The sequence below is a fragment of the Shewanella zhuhaiensis genome (assembly GCF_022484835.1).
Classification (GTDB): Bacteria; Pseudomonadota; Gammaproteobacteria; order Enterobacterales; family Shewanellaceae; genus Shewanella; species Shewanella khirikhana.
Genome location: NZ_JAKUDL010000001.1, coordinates 1,182,562 through 1,199,372, shown reverse-complemented (window position 1 = coordinate 1,199,372; position 16,811 = coordinate 1,182,562). Strand labels below are relative to the sequence as shown.

Annotated in this window: 14 protein-coding genes and 2 other RNA genes; 9 read left to right on the top strand and 7 right to left on the bottom strand. The window is 52.8% G+C overall.

The genetic code is table 11. The features are described from left to right. Nucleotides 1–139 precede the first annotated feature (139 nt). Nucleotides 140–2,590: a DNA polymerase II gene (locus tag MJ923_RS05070; protein WP_276312946.1), complete on the bottom strand. Its 2,451-nt coding sequence runs from the start codon at nt 2,588–2,590 to the stop codon at nt 140–142. Between the two features lie 101 nt (nt 2,591–2,691). On the opposite strand from MJ923_RS05070, the gene dinG reads away from it, so the two are divergent. From dinG to MJ923_RS05040, 6 genes are read left to right on the top strand one after another with little or no spacing between them, the layout of a single operon-like run. Further along, nucleotides 2,692–4,767: an ATP-dependent DNA helicase DinG gene (gene dinG / locus MJ923_RS05065; RefSeq protein ID WP_240590250.1), complete on the top strand. Its 2,076-nt coding sequence runs from the start codon at nt 2,692–2,694 to the stop codon at nt 4,765–4,767. An 8-nt stretch (nt 4,768–4,775) separates the two neighbouring features. Further along, nucleotides 4,776–5,549 (top strand): TSUP family transporter, encoded by a 774-nt coding sequence (locus MJ923_RS05060; RefSeq protein ID WP_240590146.1) that lies wholly within the window; start codon nt 4,776–4,778, stop codon nt 5,547–5,549. After that, entirely contained in the window at nt 5,546–6,208 is a 663-nt protein-coding gene (locus MJ923_RS05055) for a primosomal replication protein (RefSeq protein ID WP_240590145.1), read from the top strand. The genes MJ923_RS05060 and MJ923_RS05055 overlap by 4 nt, the downstream gene beginning before the upstream one ends. Before the next feature lie 9 nt (nt 6,209–6,217). Further along, nucleotides 6,218–6,931 (top strand): DUF2057 domain-containing protein, encoded by a 714-nt coding sequence (locus MJ923_RS05050; RefSeq protein WP_126166369.1) that lies wholly within the window; start codon nt 6,218–6,220, stop codon nt 6,929–6,931. A 1-nt stretch (nt 6,932) separates the two neighbouring features. After that, on the top strand, nt 6,933–7,847 hold the full coding sequence (locus MJ923_RS05045) for a histone deacetylase family protein (RefSeq protein ID WP_240590144.1): 915 nt from the start codon (nt 6,933–6,935) through the stop codon (nt 7,845–7,847). 15 nt (nt 7,848–7,862) lie between these two features. Further along, nucleotides 7,863–8,141, top strand: a complete 279-nt coding sequence (locus MJ923_RS05040; RefSeq protein WP_240590143.1) for a late competence development ComFB family protein — start codon at nt 7,863–7,865, stop codon at nt 8,139–8,141. A gap of 94 nt (nt 8,142–8,235) precedes the next feature. Here the strand turns inward: MJ923_RS05040 and ffs (MJ923_RS05035) are convergent. Beyond that, an RNA gene (gene ffs, locus MJ923_RS05035) (signal recognition particle sRNA small type) lies at nt 8,236–8,332 on the bottom strand. 359 nt (nt 8,333–8,691) lie between these two features. Here ffs (MJ923_RS05035) and MJ923_RS05030 point away from each other — a divergent pair. Next, a complete protein-coding gene (locus MJ923_RS05030; RefSeq protein ID WP_240590142.1) occupies nt 8,692–9,594 on the top strand; it encodes a hypothetical protein in 903 nt (300 codons plus the stop codon). A gap of 706 nt (nt 9,595–10,300) precedes the next feature. Here MJ923_RS05030 and MJ923_RS05025 read toward each other — a convergent pair. Then, nucleotides 10,301–10,573 carry a hypothetical protein gene (locus tag MJ923_RS05025; protein ID WP_240590141.1) on the bottom strand — a complete coding sequence of 91 codons (273 nt, stop codon included), beginning with the start codon at nt 10,571–10,573 and terminating at the stop codon, nt 10,301–10,303. Between the two features lie 264 nt (nt 10,574–10,837). Between MJ923_RS05025 and MJ923_RS05020 the strand changes: the two genes are divergently transcribed. Continuing rightward, nucleotides 10,838–11,476, top strand: coding sequence for a recombinase family protein (locus tag MJ923_RS05020; RefSeq protein WP_240590140.1), 639 nt, complete (start codon nt 10,838–10,840; stop codon nt 11,474–11,476). Nucleotides 11,477–11,543: 67 nt separating this feature from the next. Further along, complete coding sequence (locus MJ923_RS05015) at nt 11,544–12,269, top strand: BRO-N domain-containing protein (protein WP_240590139.1); 726 nt, start codon at nt 11,544–11,546, stop codon at nt 12,267–12,269. A 1,109-nt stretch (nt 12,270–13,378) separates the two neighbouring features. Here MJ923_RS05015 and MJ923_RS05010 read toward each other — a convergent pair. From MJ923_RS05010 to megL, 4 genes are all read right to left on the bottom strand, one after another. Then, nucleotides 13,379–14,620: a site-specific integrase gene (locus MJ923_RS05010; protein WP_240590138.1), complete on the bottom strand. Its 1,242-nt coding sequence runs from the start codon at nt 14,618–14,620 to the stop codon at nt 13,379–13,381. Between the two features lie 70 nt (nt 14,621–14,690). Beyond that, nucleotides 14,691–14,787, bottom strand: an RNA gene (ffs, locus tag MJ923_RS05005) — signal recognition particle sRNA small type. A 151-nt stretch (nt 14,788–14,938) separates the two neighbouring features. After that, complete coding sequence (locus tag MJ923_RS05000; protein WP_240590137.1) at nt 14,939–15,262, bottom strand: ComEA family DNA-binding protein; 324 nt, start codon at nt 15,260–15,262, stop codon at nt 14,939–14,941. Nucleotides 15,263–15,524: 262 nt separating this feature from the next. Next, nucleotides 15,525–16,703, bottom strand: a complete 1,179-nt coding sequence (gene megL / locus MJ923_RS04995; protein WP_240590136.1) for a methionine gamma-lyase — start codon at nt 16,701–16,703, stop codon at nt 15,525–15,527. Nucleotides 16,704–16,811: the final 108 nt, after the last annotated feature.

The following is a 16,811-nucleotide window of genomic DNA, read 5'->3' as shown; positions in this document are numbered from 1 at the left end:
CAAACACCGAACTAACCACCAAAGAAAAAACTCTGACAAACGTGTTAAAAATCACACAAAGAACACCAAAAAACAGGATTTGCGCAGAATTTTAACCCGTAGTTAACCACCAAACTGGTCAAGCACCATCGAAAAAACACTAAATTAACAAGAGTTGCTCAGCGCCCTCTTTTTGGTAATTAACTTTCAAAATAGCCAAAATAGGCTCCAAAATGGGCATCAGCTGTTTGTCGAAATAATAGTCATAGTCAATGGGTAACGACCTAAAGCCCAACGGCTCGGCCCCTGCCTTGGTAAACACATACTCGATTCGGGTGCCCCTTTTGCCCTTTGACTCATCGCCACTAGCCTTTACCCAAGCGGTTGCGGCTTTTACATGGGGGGCCGACTTGGCGGTGTACTGACTGATATCCCGCTTGAGCCGCTTCTTAAACACCAATTCGCTATCGAGTAGCCCGCCAAACAGCGCCTTTTCGGTGTCACGCATAAAGCCAAGCACATCTTCATCTTCAAACAGGCGTCGATACAGCTCGTGTTGTACTCGCCTTGCCAGCGGCGTCCAATCGCTTCGCACCTGCTCCATACCTTTAAACACCAGCGGCCGCTCAGCGGCGTGCAGATACTGGCCAACATAGCGCTTCTTGCTGCCCTCAGTGGAATGGCGCAGTGTGGGCATAAAAAACCTGTGATAGTGACGTTCAAACTCAAGTTCGAGGTGGCTGTCTATGTTCAGGGTATCGGCCAGGGTGTCGCGCCAGCGCTGATTAACCATCTCAACCAGACGCTTGCCGGTGGCATCGGCATCAGGCGCTTCATCACCCAGCCACACAAAGGTCGAGTCGGTATCGCCATAAATCACGGTATAGCCTTCGGCCTCAATCCACTTGCGGGTGGTTTGCATGATTTCATGGCCCCGCAGGGTAATGGAGCTTGCCAGACGATAATCGTGAAACACGCAGCCGCGGGAGCCAAGCACCCCATACAGCGAGTTCATAATGATTTTTACTGCCTGCGACATGGGGGCATTACCCATGGCTTTGGCCTGTTCGCGCCGCTGCGCCAGGGTTTTAATCAGCTCAGGCAAAATAGGGGCGCGGCGACTGAAGCGGGCGCCGCGAAACCCGGGCACTGTGTCCTGCACGTCTTCGGCAAGCCCCAGCACCAGCCCCTTGGGGTCAATCAAAAAGGTCCGGATAATCGATGGGTACAGGCTTTTAAAATCCAGCACCAATACATTGCGGTAAAGCCCTGGCAGCGAGTCCATTACGTAGCCGCCGGGGCTGTCCGGCCCCGGCTCTTTGGCCATCACAGGCGCCACAAACCCGGCCCTGTGCAGGTGGGGCAAATACAGATGGTTGAAAGCCGCTACACTCGCCCCTACCCGGCCAAACTCAAGCCCGGTAAGCCGCGCCCGCTCCAGCGCAAAATTAATCAAATCGGTATGGGCAAAAATATCCCACACCAAACGGCAATCGGTGAGGTTGTAATAGGCCAGCGCCGGCTTATCTTCATTGAACAGCCGGGTAATTTCCTCACCTCGGTCTTGCGGGTTATGGATGGCTTTGCCTTCGCCGAGCATTTCATTGGCAACCGCGTCCAGGGCAAAGCTGTCGAACTGATAAAAAGCCGCTTTAAGCCAATCTATGCCATCCAGCACCACCCTGCCGGGTAAATCCAGAGTTTCGGGCCTGTGTTTGTCTTCCACCTTCCAGCCAAGGGGCCGGCCGAAACGACCGATATTAAGACGTATGCCATGGTGTCTGGCGCGTCGCCATAACAGGGATAAATCAAAGGTCACCACCGACCAGCCAAGCAGCACGTCCGGATCCACCCGATAAAACCAATCCTGCAGTGCCAGCAGCAGCGCCAGTTCATCGGCCACCCACAAAACAGGTACGTTTTGAGGCTCGCCATTGTGGGTATGCGTCAATGTGGCCGGACCAAAGGCGCCTGCGCCCACCATCAGCACCAATGGCTCGCAGTCGCCATATAGCCCGATGGAATACAGCTCGCCACTGAAGCTACATTCGATATCGAGCGACACCGCCGTTAGCGCAATTTCCGCCGGTGCATTTCTGACTCTGGATGCAACAAAGCTTTTGTTATCTTTGGAAAACTGCCCATAGAACTCACCATCGAGAGCGACAAAGCGCTCGATAAGAAACCGCTGCTCGGCCCTGATATCGGCCTCATAAAGGGGGATATCCAGCTCGGCGGCACGGGCATTCAGTCGGCGCATCACCTGGGGATTACGGCAATAAAGGCCACTGACACTGCGCATATCAAAGCTTTTAAGCTCAAGCGGTTTGGCGCTGACATCTTCTGCGCTGAACTGCGCTGTGAGCGCCGGAGCGTCTTCCTGCGGGCAAAACGCCAGCACCTTTTGCTCTGGCACTTCCACCCGCAGCGGCCCGGTGGGCGTTTTCACAAAGTACTCAAGTACTGTTTCGCCGCCGCGCTGCATCACACTTCGGGTCAGCACCCGTCCTTTCACAAGCTGTGCAGGCTGTGCTTTGCGATTGGCAGCGTCTGAACTTGGTTCAAGCTCAAGCTCAGGCTCAGAACCTGGGGCAGCGTGGGTTGAATTCATGGTGATGGGGCAAAAAACAGCCATATTCGAGTGATGCAGGGTTCTTAGCCTAAGCAATCACTGTTATTATGTACAGCATTATCGCGCCTGTAGAGAGCCCCATGCTGCCAGACAAAGTTAAAACCCAAGTTCGTGCCATCTATAAGGACATCGCTGCCGCGCTGCCGAATTTCCGCTCCCGGCGCGAGCAAAACTATATGGTGGCCGAGATCTCCAAGACTCTGGCAGGGGAATACGACAAGCACAGACGCATTATCGTGGTTGAGGCGGGAACGGGTATCGGTAAGTCGCTCTCCTACATTCTCGGCACCATTCCGCTGGCGCTGAGCGCCAAGAAAAAGGTGTGCATTGCCACTGCCACCGTAGCGCTGCAAGAGCAGCTGCTGCATCAGGATCTGCCCTTCTTCCTCGCTCAGTCCGGGCTCAATTTCCGCTTTGGTTTGGTAAAAGGCCGCCAGCGCTACGTGTGCCTGGCCAAGCTCGAGATGCTGATTGGCGATAACAATGGCACCCAAATGGCCATGTGGCAGACCAAACCCGATACCGCGCAGGTTGAAATGTTGCAAAAACTGCATCAGGACTACCATAAAGGGCTGTGGAACGGTGAAATCGACACCCTGGAAACGCCGCTGCCGGACCATCTGTGGCAACAAATAGCCTGCGACAAGCATTCATGCCATCGGCAAAATGCCAGCCACCGCAACTGCCCGTTCCACAAAGCGCGGGAAGACGTAGACACCTGGGATGTGCTGATTGCCAACCACAGCCTGCTGTTTGCCGATCTGGAACTGGGCGGAGGGGTGATCCTGCCGGATCCCGAAGAGATGTTTTACGTTATCGACGAAGCCCATCACCTGCCGGTGGTGGCCCGCGATTTCTCAAGCGCTCAGGCAACCCTGAGGGGGGCCGCTGATTGGCTGGAGAAAATCGGTAAAACTGCCGCCAAACTGCAAAACCAGATTAAAAGCAACAACATCATCGCCCCTGCGCAGGCGATGCAGGACCATGTGGGCGATCTGGTGGGCATGCTCAATCAGGTGGCCCACTACTGCGATGGCGAGCGCGCCAAATTCGATAACCCGGAAAACCGCCTGCGCTTCAACAACGGCGAGTTGCCTGAGGTGCTGAAACGTCACGCCGAAAACCTCACCACAGCCAGCAGCGGTGCGCTCAAGCAATTCAACAAGATGCAGTTGCTGCTCGCCGAGGCCATCAAAGATGGCGACATCCCCCGCCATCAGGCCGACAGTTTGCAAACCGAAACCGGTTTTATGCTGCAACGGCTCGAAAACCTTCACAAACTGTGGAAGATGATGGCCAAGGAAGACAGCAAAAAAGGCGCCCCCACAGCGCGCTGGATTGAACTGTTATCCGCCGGAAAGCTGCCGGACTATCTGTTTTGCGCCTCCCCCATTGAAGTGGGCTTTATGCTCGAATCCATGCTGTGGGAGAAAGCCGCCGGTGTGGTGCTGTGCAGTGCCACCTTAAGGGCCTTGAATCAGTTTGATTATTTTGCCCATCAGGTGGGATTGTCGCTCCACGACGGCAGCCGTTATCTGGCGCTGCAATCGCCCTTCGATTTTGAGAATAACGCGACCCTGTATTTGCCGAAAATGCGCACCGAGCCCACCGACGACAGCTACACCGAAGAGCTGGCGGAGCACATTTTAAAGCTGACCGAAAATGAGATGGCCAGCCTGGTGCTGTTTGCTTCTTACTGGCAAATGGAGAAAGTGGCAGAGATCCTTGGCCCCAAACTTAAAATTCCGCTGCTTATTCAAGGCAATGCGCCGCGCCAGCTGCTGCTGGAAAGCCACAAGAAGCGCTGTGATGAAGGCAAACCATCACTGATGTTCGGCACAGGCAGCTTCTCGGAAGGTCTCGATTTGCCCGGTGATTATCTCACCAACCTTATCGTGACCAAACTGCCCTTTGCTGTGCCCACCTCACCGGTGGAGCAGGCCCATGCCGAGTACATCAAGGCCAAAGGTGGTAATCCGTTTTTGCAGCTGACCATTCCCGATGCTTCACGTAAACTCATTCAAAGTTGCGGCCGTTTGCTGCGTAAAGAGCAGGACTATGGCAGGATCACCATTTTGGATCGGCGTCTGGTGAGTAAACGTTATGGCAAATCGCTGCTCGATGCCCTGCCACCGTACCGCCGGGTCATTGAATAGGATTGAATTTGGACTTACTGCTTGACCCGACCAGTCTGGCCATTTTGGCGGCGGTCGGGCTCCTGGCTGGATTTATCGACGCCGTGGTCGGTGGCGGTGGACTGCTGTCAATCCCGGCACTGCTGACGCTGGGCCTGCCGCCACATCTTGCGCTGGGTACCAACAAACTGTCGGCCTGCTTTGGCTCGGCGATGTCGGCGTTAACCTACTACCGCAAGCAGCTGTTTGTGCCCGGCTTTTGGTACAACGCAGCAATCGCCACTTTCATTGGCGCCCTCTTTGGCACCCTGGCGGTGTATCTCACCTCTGAAACCGTGCTGGCTAAGCTTTTGCCACTTATCATCATGGCCATTGCCTTTTACACCTTGTTAAGCCCAGGTGCCATTGAGCATGCCGAAGCGAAAAGCCGCGAGCACGCACCGGGGCCCAGGCGGCAATGGTTGCAGGGGCTGCCACTTGGGTTTTACGATGGTTACGCGGGTCCTGGCATCGGCGCCTTCTGGACCCTGAGCTCCAGCCATCTATATCGTTTACCGGTGCTGCAAAACTGCGCCCTGGCGCGGGCAATGACCTTTATCAGCAACAGCACGGCGCTGTTGATGTTTTTACTGCTGGGACAGGTTAATCTGGCTGTTGGCCTGTTTCTTGGTGCCTGCATGATGGCGGGCTCCTACCTTGGCGCGCGCAGCGCCATCCAATTTGGGCTTCCTTTTATCCGGCCACTCTTTATTCTGATAGTCATAGCCGCATCGGTCCAACTCGCCTGGAGAGCCTGGTTTTGAAATACGACGCACTGCTTGCAAGGTTAAAGAGCCAGCTTAAAACGCTGGAGCAGGAAGTACTGCAGCACGATGCCGCCCTGGCGCCCCACAGTCGTAAGCTGATGCAGGACACCGAGCGCTTTAACAATGAGCTGTTTGTTCAACATGGCGCCCAGCTCCACCCGTGCATCGCTCAGATTGAAAAAGACATTAAGCAGCTTGAGCAGCGGCTTAAGCTCAATCTCAACGCCGGCACCATTATCGCCGCCTGTGAACGGATTAATGACAGATTCAGTGCCGTTAAGCGGGCACTGGTGACCACCGGCATCAATGTCAAAGCCCAGGCACAGGCAAAGGCAAGTGCGCGGGAGCGGATGCTCAGCAGCCGCCAGCGGCAACACGACAACAGCGGTTTTGCCTGGATAGCCGCCGGCGTGATGCAAAACAGCCACTTACTTTACGAAGAATTGAATAAACATTTGAACTGGGCCAGAAAAATAGAGTCAAAAATCGAAGAGCTGGAAACAATGCTTGAAAATTGTCACGGTGCTGACAAAATCAAAGCGCAAAATGAGATCCTTTTGATGCACCGCCGGCTGGGAAAATGCCGTCAGGCAATCAGCTATATCGAAGACCGCATTCAGGCTTTCGAGCGGCCACATCAAAGTTACAATCGTTAAGGAGCAACAATGAAATCAGTTTTGCCTGTCGGCGCTTTGCTTGCGCTGGCCGCCTCATCTTCGGTGTTTGCCGGCAGTCTCACCATTCCCATGTCATTTGAGTACCTGGCACTGGATGGCCAGCAAATTTCCACCAATAGCTTCACCCACAAGGCCGAGCTTGATCTGGCCCCAGGTACCCACAAAATTGCTATCCGCTACCACGACATGGTGGAGGACGACTTCAGTGACAGCCAAAGCTTTATCAAGTCTGCCCCCTTTATCGTGACCCTGAGGGTAGATGGCGACCATGATTACTTCCTGAAACCTGCCAGCGGCGAAGTCGTCAAGCAGCCCAAGCAGTTTGCCAAAGCGCCTCAGGTTGTTGTGACCCGCGCCGACAAGGGCGAAGTGAGCTACAAGGTTTTCCAGACCGACTATAAAGAAGACAGCTTTGTTGACCGCCTGTTTGGTGGCAGCAAAGGCGTGGACATCGATGAAGCCGCCGCAGCCGCTACCGCTGCAGCCGGTGTAGGCGCGGTTGCCGCTGCATCTGCCCCTGTTGCACCTGTCAGCCAAAGCGCACCGGTTGCTGCCACTGCAGCCCAGGCGCCTCAGGCCACCAGCCCAGTGCCACCGGCCCAGGCTGGCGACCATGCCCAGCAGATGCTGCAATACTGGTGGCTGCAAGCCGATGAGAAAACCCGTAAGGAATTCATGAGCTGGGCCATTAAACAGCTCTAAGATGATCCCACTGGTCTATCACACCAGCTATTCCCGGCTGGTGTTGCCGCCCAAGCATCAATTTCCCATCACCAAATACGCCCATCTCCGACAACATCTGCTGGAGCATGGGCTTGTTTGTGAGTCTCAGTTTATCTCTCCAGAGCCAGTTTCCAGCGCCGATATCTGCCGTATCCACGACAAAACTTACGTGGAAGCCTTCTTGGAGGGCAACCTTGCCCCCGCTGCAATAAGGCGGCTGGGCTTTCCCTGGAGTGAAGACCTGGTTATTCGAACCCTGCACTCCCTTGGGGGCTCAGTTACCAGCGCCCGGCTCGCCTTCACCCATGGCATAGCCCTGCACCTTGCCGGCGGCTATCACCATGCACATCATGACTTTGGCAGTGGCTATTGCGTGTTCAACGACTTGGCGCTGGCAGCGCGGCTGATGATAGATGAAGGCCGGGCGGACAAGGTCATGATTGTCGATTGTGATGTTCATCAGGGGGATGGCACCGCCACCCTGTGCGCTGTCATGGACGATGTGATTAGCGTGTCGCTGCACTGCGACGCCAATTTCCCCAGCCGTAAGCCCCCTTCAGATTACGATGTGCCTTTGCCACGGGGGCTTGGTGATCAGGGCTACCTGGACAGCCTGAGCCAAACCCTCAGCTATCTGATCCGTCTGGAAAAACCAGACGCCATTCTCTATGATGCGGGAGTAGACATTCACCGGGATGATAACCTCGGTCATCTGGATGTCAGCACCCAGGGGCTATTTGAACGCGATCTGATGGTGCTGGGGATGGCAAAGGAAGCCGGGATCCCCATAGCTGCGGTCATTGGCGGCGGATACAGTGCAAATCCGCTACACTTGAGCGAGAGACACAGTCAGCTGTTTATCGCCGCCAACCGGTTGTGGAAACAGGATAATTAAAACGCGGAGCGCCCTATGCAACTCGAAATCCGGAATTACTATGAAGTGCTGCTGATGGAGATCCTCTCCGATGAGGGGTTAATGGATGAACTTCCTGAAGACTATCTGGCCGATCTCTCCTGTATCACCCTGAATCAATTGCCGGTACGTTATATCCGCCACCTGGTGGATACCTACTTTTTTGAGGATTACAACGAGCTGGCGCAAATGAAAAATGAAATTCAGGCGGCGCTGGAAAAATCCAGAGCATTTCTGAAAAAGCGCAATATTGAAAGAATGCGGGAACAGGATTAACTCAGTTTGCCGACCCGACAGTCATAGGGATCAGCTTACAGGTTGTCACAGGAGAGTGTGGACTGGTATATCGCGGGGGAACAGTTGGGTGGTTCCCCCAGAGCCTCACCCCGGCACACGAGTCGCCTGCTGCGGTTGCTTCCTTCCGGACCTGGCCGAGTTCACAGGTTATCATTGCGGGGGGACCCTGGGGTTAGCGCCTACTTACATGACCGAGTTTTGCCCGTGACGGTAACTGCTGTTAATGAACCACCTTTTGTACCACCTTCAGGGTTGTCCCTTCAATAGACAGCAATGCCCCCAAACTTAGATGGTTTGCTTTGTGCACAAAATTACCTCTACCAGCGCAGTTGAAGTGTCGGAGCTTGGTTAGAGAGCTAACCGCACTTTTACGCAAAACGCCATTCACTAGCCAGCTGGATGATATTTTGCCACCAGACTGTGGGGAAAAGCACATTACCAACAACTTAACTAACTGATAGTTAGCAAATTAAGTTAAATGATGTAAGATGCTGCTCAGAATAAGGACAACATTAAAATGGAATAAAAAATGCCTCTGAGTTACTCCATTCGTATTGATTTCGATCCCGACTCACCTCGACCTGAACGAGTGTTTGAAGCAATGGCTCTATACGTCAAGGGTTTTGATGACATTCAATCCGCATTCATCCTAGGCTATGGTAACGAGGTCAAATGTACATCCGTTTTAGCCTCAACAAGAGTAGGCTCGTGCATAGCCGATATTTCGTTAAAGATTGCGGAAAACATAAGGGGATTATCCTTTACGAAAATCTTTAACTCCATTTACTTGGCCGTCCAGCAGGAAATTACAGCAGACAATACTGAGATTAAGTCATTAGAAGACGCTCATAGATTAGCTGATCGGATTTTGACACAGGTGGCTGCCAACGAGGACCATTATGCTCAGTTCACCAGCACCCCTTCCTGCGATATAGAAAAGCTTGTAAACGGCCTGCATAACATACATGAGGGCCACAGACGCCTTACCGAACATGACCTTGTTGATTTCGGGCAAGGTGATGTTTTTTCCGAAGTTAGCAAATCCTTATCATGTCCGTACAAATATGAGGAACTATTGCGTGCAGCAGAGGAAACCCAAGGCTTCGTTACTATTGATGTTCTCGTTGTTAGGCGTCCATCTTATGTTCCTGGCTTACAATGGGACTGCGAACTACTGAATGGCCGTAAGGTCACCGCCAAATTTACAGACCAAAAGTGGTTTAAAGAGTGGCTTGAACATGAGCATGAGATTTGGCCTGGGGATGCTATTGAAGCAAAGGTTCGCAGACGCATAACCACAAAAGGTATTAAGGGTAAACGGGGAAGGAAATCTGGTGCAGATGAAACTATACAGACAGTAATCAGAGTTATCCCCAGAAAAGAAGTCGAACAAATGCAATTGTCAATGGACTTACGCGATGCACAAGATTAGTTATGATGTAGCCCTTAAGGAGGCTATTTTCATCCTATTGCCATTGCTAGTACTGCTAGTAGTAAAAGTGCTTAGTGGTAATTTTGAGTCGTACCTGAAATTGTCAGACTTCTCACTGGCAATGTCCATTATGTATGGACAATTATTAGCCAAAAGCCTTGATGTTCCTGACAAAATGAAAAAGCGGGGCAGATTTAGTACTTATCAAGTATATATTTTTGTGGGGGCTATCCTTTCCATCACAATCTACATCACATTTCAAACAGTAACTAACATTGATGCTTGCTGGTACTACGCTCAAATTCCACTCTTTATTCTTACTCTGGTGTTTTACATCCCAATATCAGCATTGATGAGTGACCTATCTCTCGGAGCCAACTCGAAACCGTGAGCTATACGGACTCAGCAGTTACTCTTGCCATTTGGTGGACTAAACACTGCTAAGCGCAGTTTAACATCATACGTTACTAACAAATGCGATAGCCTAAAGGCTGGAAAACACGACCGATTGGCACAAGAAGGCTTTCATAACAAATCGAAAAATCAGTTCTATTTGCCCCCATTCGCCCCCTCTTCCCGTATCTGCTGTAGGAGCGCGTTACCTGTTTGAAAATGTAGCAAAAATCTGAGGCCACACTCGGGAATAGAGCTTTCCGCTGTTCCCCCCCCCTGGGGGGTGTCCCGAGAGTGAGCCTTCAGGTTGACCCTATGCGGCCACCGAGTAGACCTTTGCCATGTCAGAGACTATCGCTGGTTGCCCTTCAGCTCTCGCCTGTTCGGCCTCTGCCCTGATGACAGCCCTCCAGTCCTTAAGCATCACGGCCTGAGGGTCCACGTTGAAGCACTCCTGGACTATCACCATCATATAACTGTCGTCCTCCTCCTTTATCAGTCGCATGTAGCCCTTGGGGATCACTGGCAGCGTCTCTATGACCAGCTCCAGGTTAGCAAGGTCAATGGCATGGCTTAATTCGTTCATGGTCACTCCGTTCGATTGAGGGGCCTTGTGGCCCTGAGGACGGTTATCATACGGACACGACTGTAAGCCTCTGTGATGGCGCTCCCAGGAAAAACTCTAGCATCTTAGACAGTTAACCGATTGATCACGGATTGATCAGTGTTCCTTATTCTGTGCGTCAACTCTAAAGATTACTCTACAGATGACACTTTCTGGTTGACTTTTATGTCAACTCTAGCACCAAATAATATCTCTAGACGTTACATCTCAAGCAGTAAGTGACAAATGACCACATTCGCCTACATCCGTGTCTCTGATTCCACCAAGCAGGACAGCTCCAATCAGCGCTTCACCATTGAGGGCTACGCCAGGGAGCTTGGCCTGACCGTTCACAACTGGAGGGAGTTCAACCTGTCCGGCTCTAAGACCACCGCAGAGGCGCGAGGCATTGACGAGCTGCTATCTGAGGTCAAGGCTGGGGATGTGGTTCTAGTGTCTGATATAGCCCGTCTAGGGCGTGATTCCATCCACCAGCTACTTCACACCATCACCTCTATCACCACCAAGGGGGCCACCCTCCATCTGTGCTACTCAAAGACCACCATAGCGCCCGAGGACGTGAATGACTTGCCCAAGGTATTCATAGCCATAGGGGAGGCTTTCGCAGCCGTCAGGTTTGCCGAGGAGCGCAGCCAGAAGGCCAAGGTAGCCTGTGAGAGGCGCAAGGCCGCAGGGCTTCACAATGGCCGTAAGCACGGCGCTGAGGTCCGCTCCAAGCTCGATGACCACGCAGCCTTTATCCTGAGGGAGCTGGAGAAGGGGACAGCCAAGACAGCGCTTATCAGCTTACTGAAGGACATGGGTGTCAGTGTCAGCCGTCAGGGTCTCTATAAGTGGATGGAGCGCCGCCTGAGTGGCCTATGAGGTAGGGGGATTATGACGGTGCCTGGTCAACAATATCACCGCCACGGTCCACCCCAATGAAGACGGGATGTATGACCTGAACGATATACACCGAGCGTTTAAGCTGCCCAGGAAGAACCTTCCACATCAATGGCGTCACCGTGACCGCTACCGACTGGAGGCGAGCGCAAATTTGCGCGCGGTTAATTCTGATGGCGTCCCGAAAACCCTAGCGACCAAGAAAGGGCTTATCGCCTATGCCAATTGGTGCGACTACGGTTTCTATGATGTGGTCCTGGACGCCTTCGATGCCCTGACCGATGGGGATACCGTGAAGGCCCAGCAATTGGCTATCACCGTCCTATCCGTCCATGAGGTCCGAGCCTCTGAGCTGTACGCCAAGGGCCAGCGTGGCGGCTATGCCATGCGTCAAGCCATTGAGGAGCTAAATGGTGACGTGGCGGCAATCATTGAGCTTATTGACCGTGTGGTCCCCGACTTCAAGGACGGCCAGCCCTACTTTGTGGCTAAGGACGTAGCGGAGGCCCTGGAGTTCAGGAACCCTAAAGACGCAGTTGTGCGGCTATGCCCAAACCGCCTAATCCTGAAGGCATCCCATGTGAAAGTAGGGGAAAGCCCCACTTTGGGCATCCCTAACCGTGGCCTAAGTGTGATACCCGAAGGGGACGTATACCAATTGGTGATGCGCTCGAATCTGCCTTCAGCCCTGACCTTCCGTGATTGGGTCTGCAATGTAGTCCTCCCGAGTCTCCGTAAGACAGGGGCCTATGTGGTAGGCGAGGAGGGATTATGACGGGTCTGATTGGCTTCACTGAAAATCCCCTTAAGGCTCTCCTACCCTGTAAGGCCAATCCTTTACCAGACCAATAAGTCCTGAACGCCCCCGAGGTGTCCTGTGGTGGCTTTACGCCTTGAGGGTATCCCAACAGGGAATCTATTGGGCCTCCTCACTGTTAGTCTGAAAAGACACAGTTTAGGAAGGACAAAGCCATTTTGGCGCTGACCATCAACCACTCGCCACCTTTAAGGCATGACCTAAGGACCCTGGAAAGAGGAGGAAGACCACCATCAATATCATCACACCATCTAGCCCATCACCTTCAGGATAGCCTTGAAGACCGGACGAGAGGCGGCACGGAAGGAGTTACCTTAAAGGGACACCTGAAGACCACCGAAAGGGGGTATGACCCAAGAGAGAGAATGATCATGACAAGGACAATCACCCTAACCAGGAATGACCTTTAGGTCCGTCTTTTAGGTATCCCTCTTATATAGAGACGCTAATTCCAACTTCGTCAGTTGCGGTCAACGGTACCGCTAACCTTCCTTCATGGTCTCCCTTTTATATAGAGACGCTAATTCAAACCAACCGAAGGAGAAGAATCATCGACTATCAAACCAACTGGGTGGACGTAAAAAATATGTACGCCTTCGAAGCCCACTCGAATACATCATCCCCACAAACTACCCATGATGAGAGGCCGAAAAGCAATCGAGGAAGACGGCCAACCCTGCTAGAAAACCCAATGTATGCCGAGATGGACTACCATCACATTGATGAACTACCTCGATGGGTTGAGAACATAGTGTTAGGCGTCACACGTTGCTTCTGGGAGAAAAAGTCAAACAAGGACACAAGAGACTTTGTTGACCCTGGTAAGCTAGCAAAAGTCCTCCTGTCACATGAGCGCATATCTACCGAAACATTTACGACTCAGTTAGGAGTCACTCAGCGTACAGGACAAAAGTACCTGCAAGTTGCCAAGGTCGTCCTTGAGCTATATCAGGACAATAAATATCAGCAGAAACTAAAGGACTCGCTCAGCCGTTTTCATGCCAGAGTCCTGAATCGGGATCAGGTATGCACTCCAAGCCCAAGAGCCAAAGCAGCCTGACCACCAGCTAATCTCTATTCCAGTCAATAGCCTCCACCAGCTTTAGCATATTCCCCACCTGATATTCCTTGCCGTAACGGTCAAAGGTTATTGAGCCGTGAGAGTGCCCAAGCAAACCCGCCACCAAGTCTGAGCTAAACTCTTTGCGCTTAAGCAGGGTAGCAACCGAATGACGTATTCCGTGTAGGGTCTCACGCTCAGTCCAGCCCAGCTTCGATACCTTAAAGGTGGTGAACCACTTGGACACTCGATGGGCATAGCCCCTTTCGGCTTGCCTTGGCAGCTCGGGGAACAATCGTTTGTGGCCTTGACTTCGCTGTCTCTCGATGAAGTGAAGGAACCCCATGGCTATTAGAGTCGGATGGATGGGGATGACCCGCTCACAGGTTGGGGTTTTGATGGACTGGTCTGGATGACTGGCTCTGATAAGGATGCACGGATGTCCATCAATGACTTTGAAATCATCCAGATAAAGCTGTGCCAGCTCCCCTGCTCTCGCTCCCGTATAGACAGCCAGACGGGGGAGCCACGCCTTGAACGGGCTTCGAGACTCAGTGACCGGAGGGATTGCACCGAGCAACTGCCGAATCTGGCTAGCTGTTAGCGCCGCTCTCTCCTTTGATGCCTTCACCCTGGCCGCTACCTTAATGCTCAGTCCCGCCATAGGATTGAGACAGCCGTAATGCACATTGGCCCACTGCATTAAGGCGGCAACGCGAGTAATCCGCTTATTGACAGTCCCCACGCTGAGATTGGGATCCGATGTAAAGTGTGTCTTGTACTTCAATGCCAAGTCTCGGGTGAAGTCTTGAACGGAAACGTCACCGACTATCTTTATCAGGTCTGCGAAGGTGGTTGCGTTCTGCTTCTGTGACATAGAGGACCAAGCACCCTGGGCCAATTTCTCCTGGCAGAATGCAGCAACGACTTCACTGAGGGCTGGCAGCTTGGCTGCTGTATGGGGTTTTACGGAGGGGACAACATCAACGATTGGCCTTAAGGGTACGGCTTCACTGTTTAACTGAGGGCAAGCCGCCGCTTCGTTTTGCGTCAATGACCTGAGCGCCTGAAGTACTTCCCAGGAACGTCTAACGGCTTCAAGCCTGTCCTTGGTAGACAAAGACCTTCTAAGCTCACGCTTGCCGATTACCGGACGCTTTTCCTCAGGAACGACTATACGGGCATACCAAATACCGTGCCTTGACTGGAATAAATAGGGAGGAGTAACCGAGAGAGATTGACCTTTCAAGTGGACCACCTTGTGTACCACCAAGGGGTAAAACTCGATAAGTGTCTGTAAGATAAGGATATTGGTGGTTCCCCCAGAGCCTCACCCCGGCACACGAGTCGCCTGCTGCGGTTGCTTCCTTCCGGACCTGGCCGAGTTCACAGGTTATCATTGCGGGGGGACCCTGGGGTCACCATTGATTTCCACGATTGTGGAACGGCGCAGATTATCCCCCAAGCCCCAAGCGCAAATCAAGTAAATCCGGGAAATTAGCAGACAAGCCTGTATCAACCGCCCAATAGATAAACAAAAGGCCTGCATTTGCAGGCCTTTTGGACTTCACAGACTCAATAAATCCCGGTTGTCGTCCAGTACCTTCTGCCCTACCCCGGATACCTTGGTCAAATCCTCCACCGAGGCAAAGCGGCCGTACTGCTTACGGTACTCGACAATCGCTTTGGCCTTGGCTTCACCAATGCCTTTGAGCAGCTGTAATTCTGCTTCGGTGGCGCTGTTAATGCTGATTTTACTGGTTTGGTGCTTTTGCACTGAGGCATTAGGCGTCGGGGACTTAGCCGCAGGCTCAGTTTTGGGGGCGTCGGCGGCATACAGCGGTAAATGGCAAGCAGCGCCGAGCAGAAGACAAACAAGCAGTTTGTTCATGATTCACTCCTTTGAGTCGTTTAACGTGGCCGGGGCTCCCTTTCCTTGCCACAAAATAACTCTAGTCAGTTGTCATAAATCTGCAAATTATCCGCAATAAAAAAAGCGCCTCGAAAGAAGCGCTCCATTGTTTACGGCCAGCCGTAAAACCTGTCTCTGGGAAAGCTCTTGCGAAGGAATAAGGCCATTCGCAAGAACTGTGCCTGGCATCGACCCCGTGTTAGTTCACGCAGAGCAAGCGCGGGACTTATTCGCACCTTTCTTAGAGCTTATCGAGCGCCTGGGCTAAATCGGCAATCAGATCGTCCACATCTTCAAGGCCGACTGAAATCCGCAACAGCGTATCGGTAATGCCGGCCTCTAATCTGGCTTCCGGTGTATAGGGCGAATGAGTCATGGAAGCCGGATGCTGAATAAGCGACTCGGCATCTCCCAGACTTACAGCAATGGTAAACAGCCTGAGACTGTCAACAAAGTTGATTGAACCATCCAAATCGGATTTAAGCTCAAAGGCAATTACCCCACCGGCGCGGCGCATCTGTTTGCCCAAAAATCTGTGGCCCTGATGGCTTTTAAGCCCCGGATAATACACCCGGCCCACTTTGGGGTGGGATTCAAGATACTCGGCCAGTTTTTCCGCATTATCGCAGTGGCGCTGAACCCGCACATCCAGCGTCTTCATGCCACGCAAAATAAGCCAGGCATCGTGGGGCGACATCACAGCACCAATATCTTTGATTATCTGGTACTTAACCTTATCAATCTGCTCTTTGCTACCGGCTACCATGCCAGCAATCACGTCGCCATGACCATTGAGGTACTTGGTGGCGCTGTGAATAACCATATCGATGCCGTGCTCCAGCGGACGCTGCAGCAACGGAGTCATGAAAGTGTTGTCTACTATGGTTAAAATGCCGCGGCGCTTACCGATGTCGGCAATCGCATCCAAATCAAACACTTCCAAATGAGGGTTCACCGGGGTTTCACAGAAAATCACCCGGGTATTGTCGCGGATGGCGGCTTCGATTGCCCCGGCTTCTTTGAAATCCACCAAGGTCACTTCAATACCAAAACGGGCCATCAGCTCAGTCATCAGCGCAAAGGTGCAGCCATATACGGCGCGGCTGGCAATCAAGTGCTCGCCCTGACTGAGGTTGGCCAGCAGCGCCGCAGACACGGCGCCCATTCCGGATGCTGTTGCCGCAGCTTCCTCAGCCCCCTCGAGAATGGCGAGCTTACGCTCAAGCTCAGTGGTGGTGGGGTTTCCCAGGCGGGTATAGATATAACCGGTCTCGTCACCGGCAAAACGGGCGCCACCCTGACGGGCGTTGTCGAACACAAAGGTCGCGCTCTGATAGAGCGGGCTAACCAGGGCTCCCATGGCGTCACGCTCGTGGCCGCCGTGGATAACCTGGGTGGCCAACTTGCTTTTATCCTGCATAAAACTGCTCTCCCAAAAGCACCACCTTAGGAAATTATAGGTTGTGGCGGTGGTGTGGGCACTAACATGACGGCCCCGGACGCAAACGCCAAGAGCCGTGGCAGAATT

What these genes read in the sequence shown, in the direction of transcription:
- megL (WP_240590136.1), bottom strand. Translation starts at nt 16,703, where the DNA reads ATGCAGGATAAAAGCAAGTTGGCCACCCAGGTTATCCACGGCGGCCAC.
- dinG (WP_240590250.1), top strand. Translation starts at nt 2,692, where the DNA reads ATGCTGCCAGACAAAGTTAAAACCCAAGTTCGTGCCATCTATAAGGAC.
- MJ923_RS05025 (WP_240590141.1), bottom strand. Translation starts at nt 10,573, where the DNA reads ATGAACGAATTAAGCCATGCCATTGACCTTGCTAACCTGGAGCTGGTC.
- MJ923_RS05020 (WP_240590140.1), top strand. Translation starts at nt 10,838, where the DNA reads ATGACCACATTCGCCTACATCCGTGTCTCTGATTCCACCAAGCAGGAC.
- MJ923_RS05045 (WP_240590144.1), top strand. Translation starts at nt 6,933, where the DNA reads ATGATCCCACTGGTCTATCACACCAGCTATTCCCGGCTGGTGTTGCCG.
- MJ923_RS05040 (WP_240590143.1), top strand. Translation starts at nt 7,863, where the DNA reads ATGCAACTCGAAATCCGGAATTACTATGAAGTGCTGCTGATGGAGATC.
- MJ923_RS05050 (WP_126166369.1), top strand. Translation starts at nt 6,218, where the DNA reads ATGAAATCAGTTTTGCCTGTCGGCGCTTTGCTTGCGCTGGCCGCCTCA.
- MJ923_RS05000 (WP_240590137.1), bottom strand. Translation starts at nt 15,262, where the DNA reads ATGAACAAACTGCTTGTTTGTCTTCTGCTCGGCGCTGCTTGCCATTTA.
- MJ923_RS05030 (WP_240590142.1), top strand. Translation starts at nt 8,692, where the DNA reads ATGCCTCTGAGTTACTCCATTCGTATTGATTTCGATCCCGACTCACCT.
- MJ923_RS05015 (WP_240590139.1), top strand. Translation starts at nt 11,544, where the DNA reads ATGTATGACCTGAACGATATACACCGAGCGTTTAAGCTGCCCAGGAAG.
- MJ923_RS05070 (WP_276312946.1), bottom strand. Translation starts at nt 2,590, where the DNA reads ATGAATTCAACCCACGCTGCCCCAGGTTCTGAGCCTGAGCTTGAGCTT.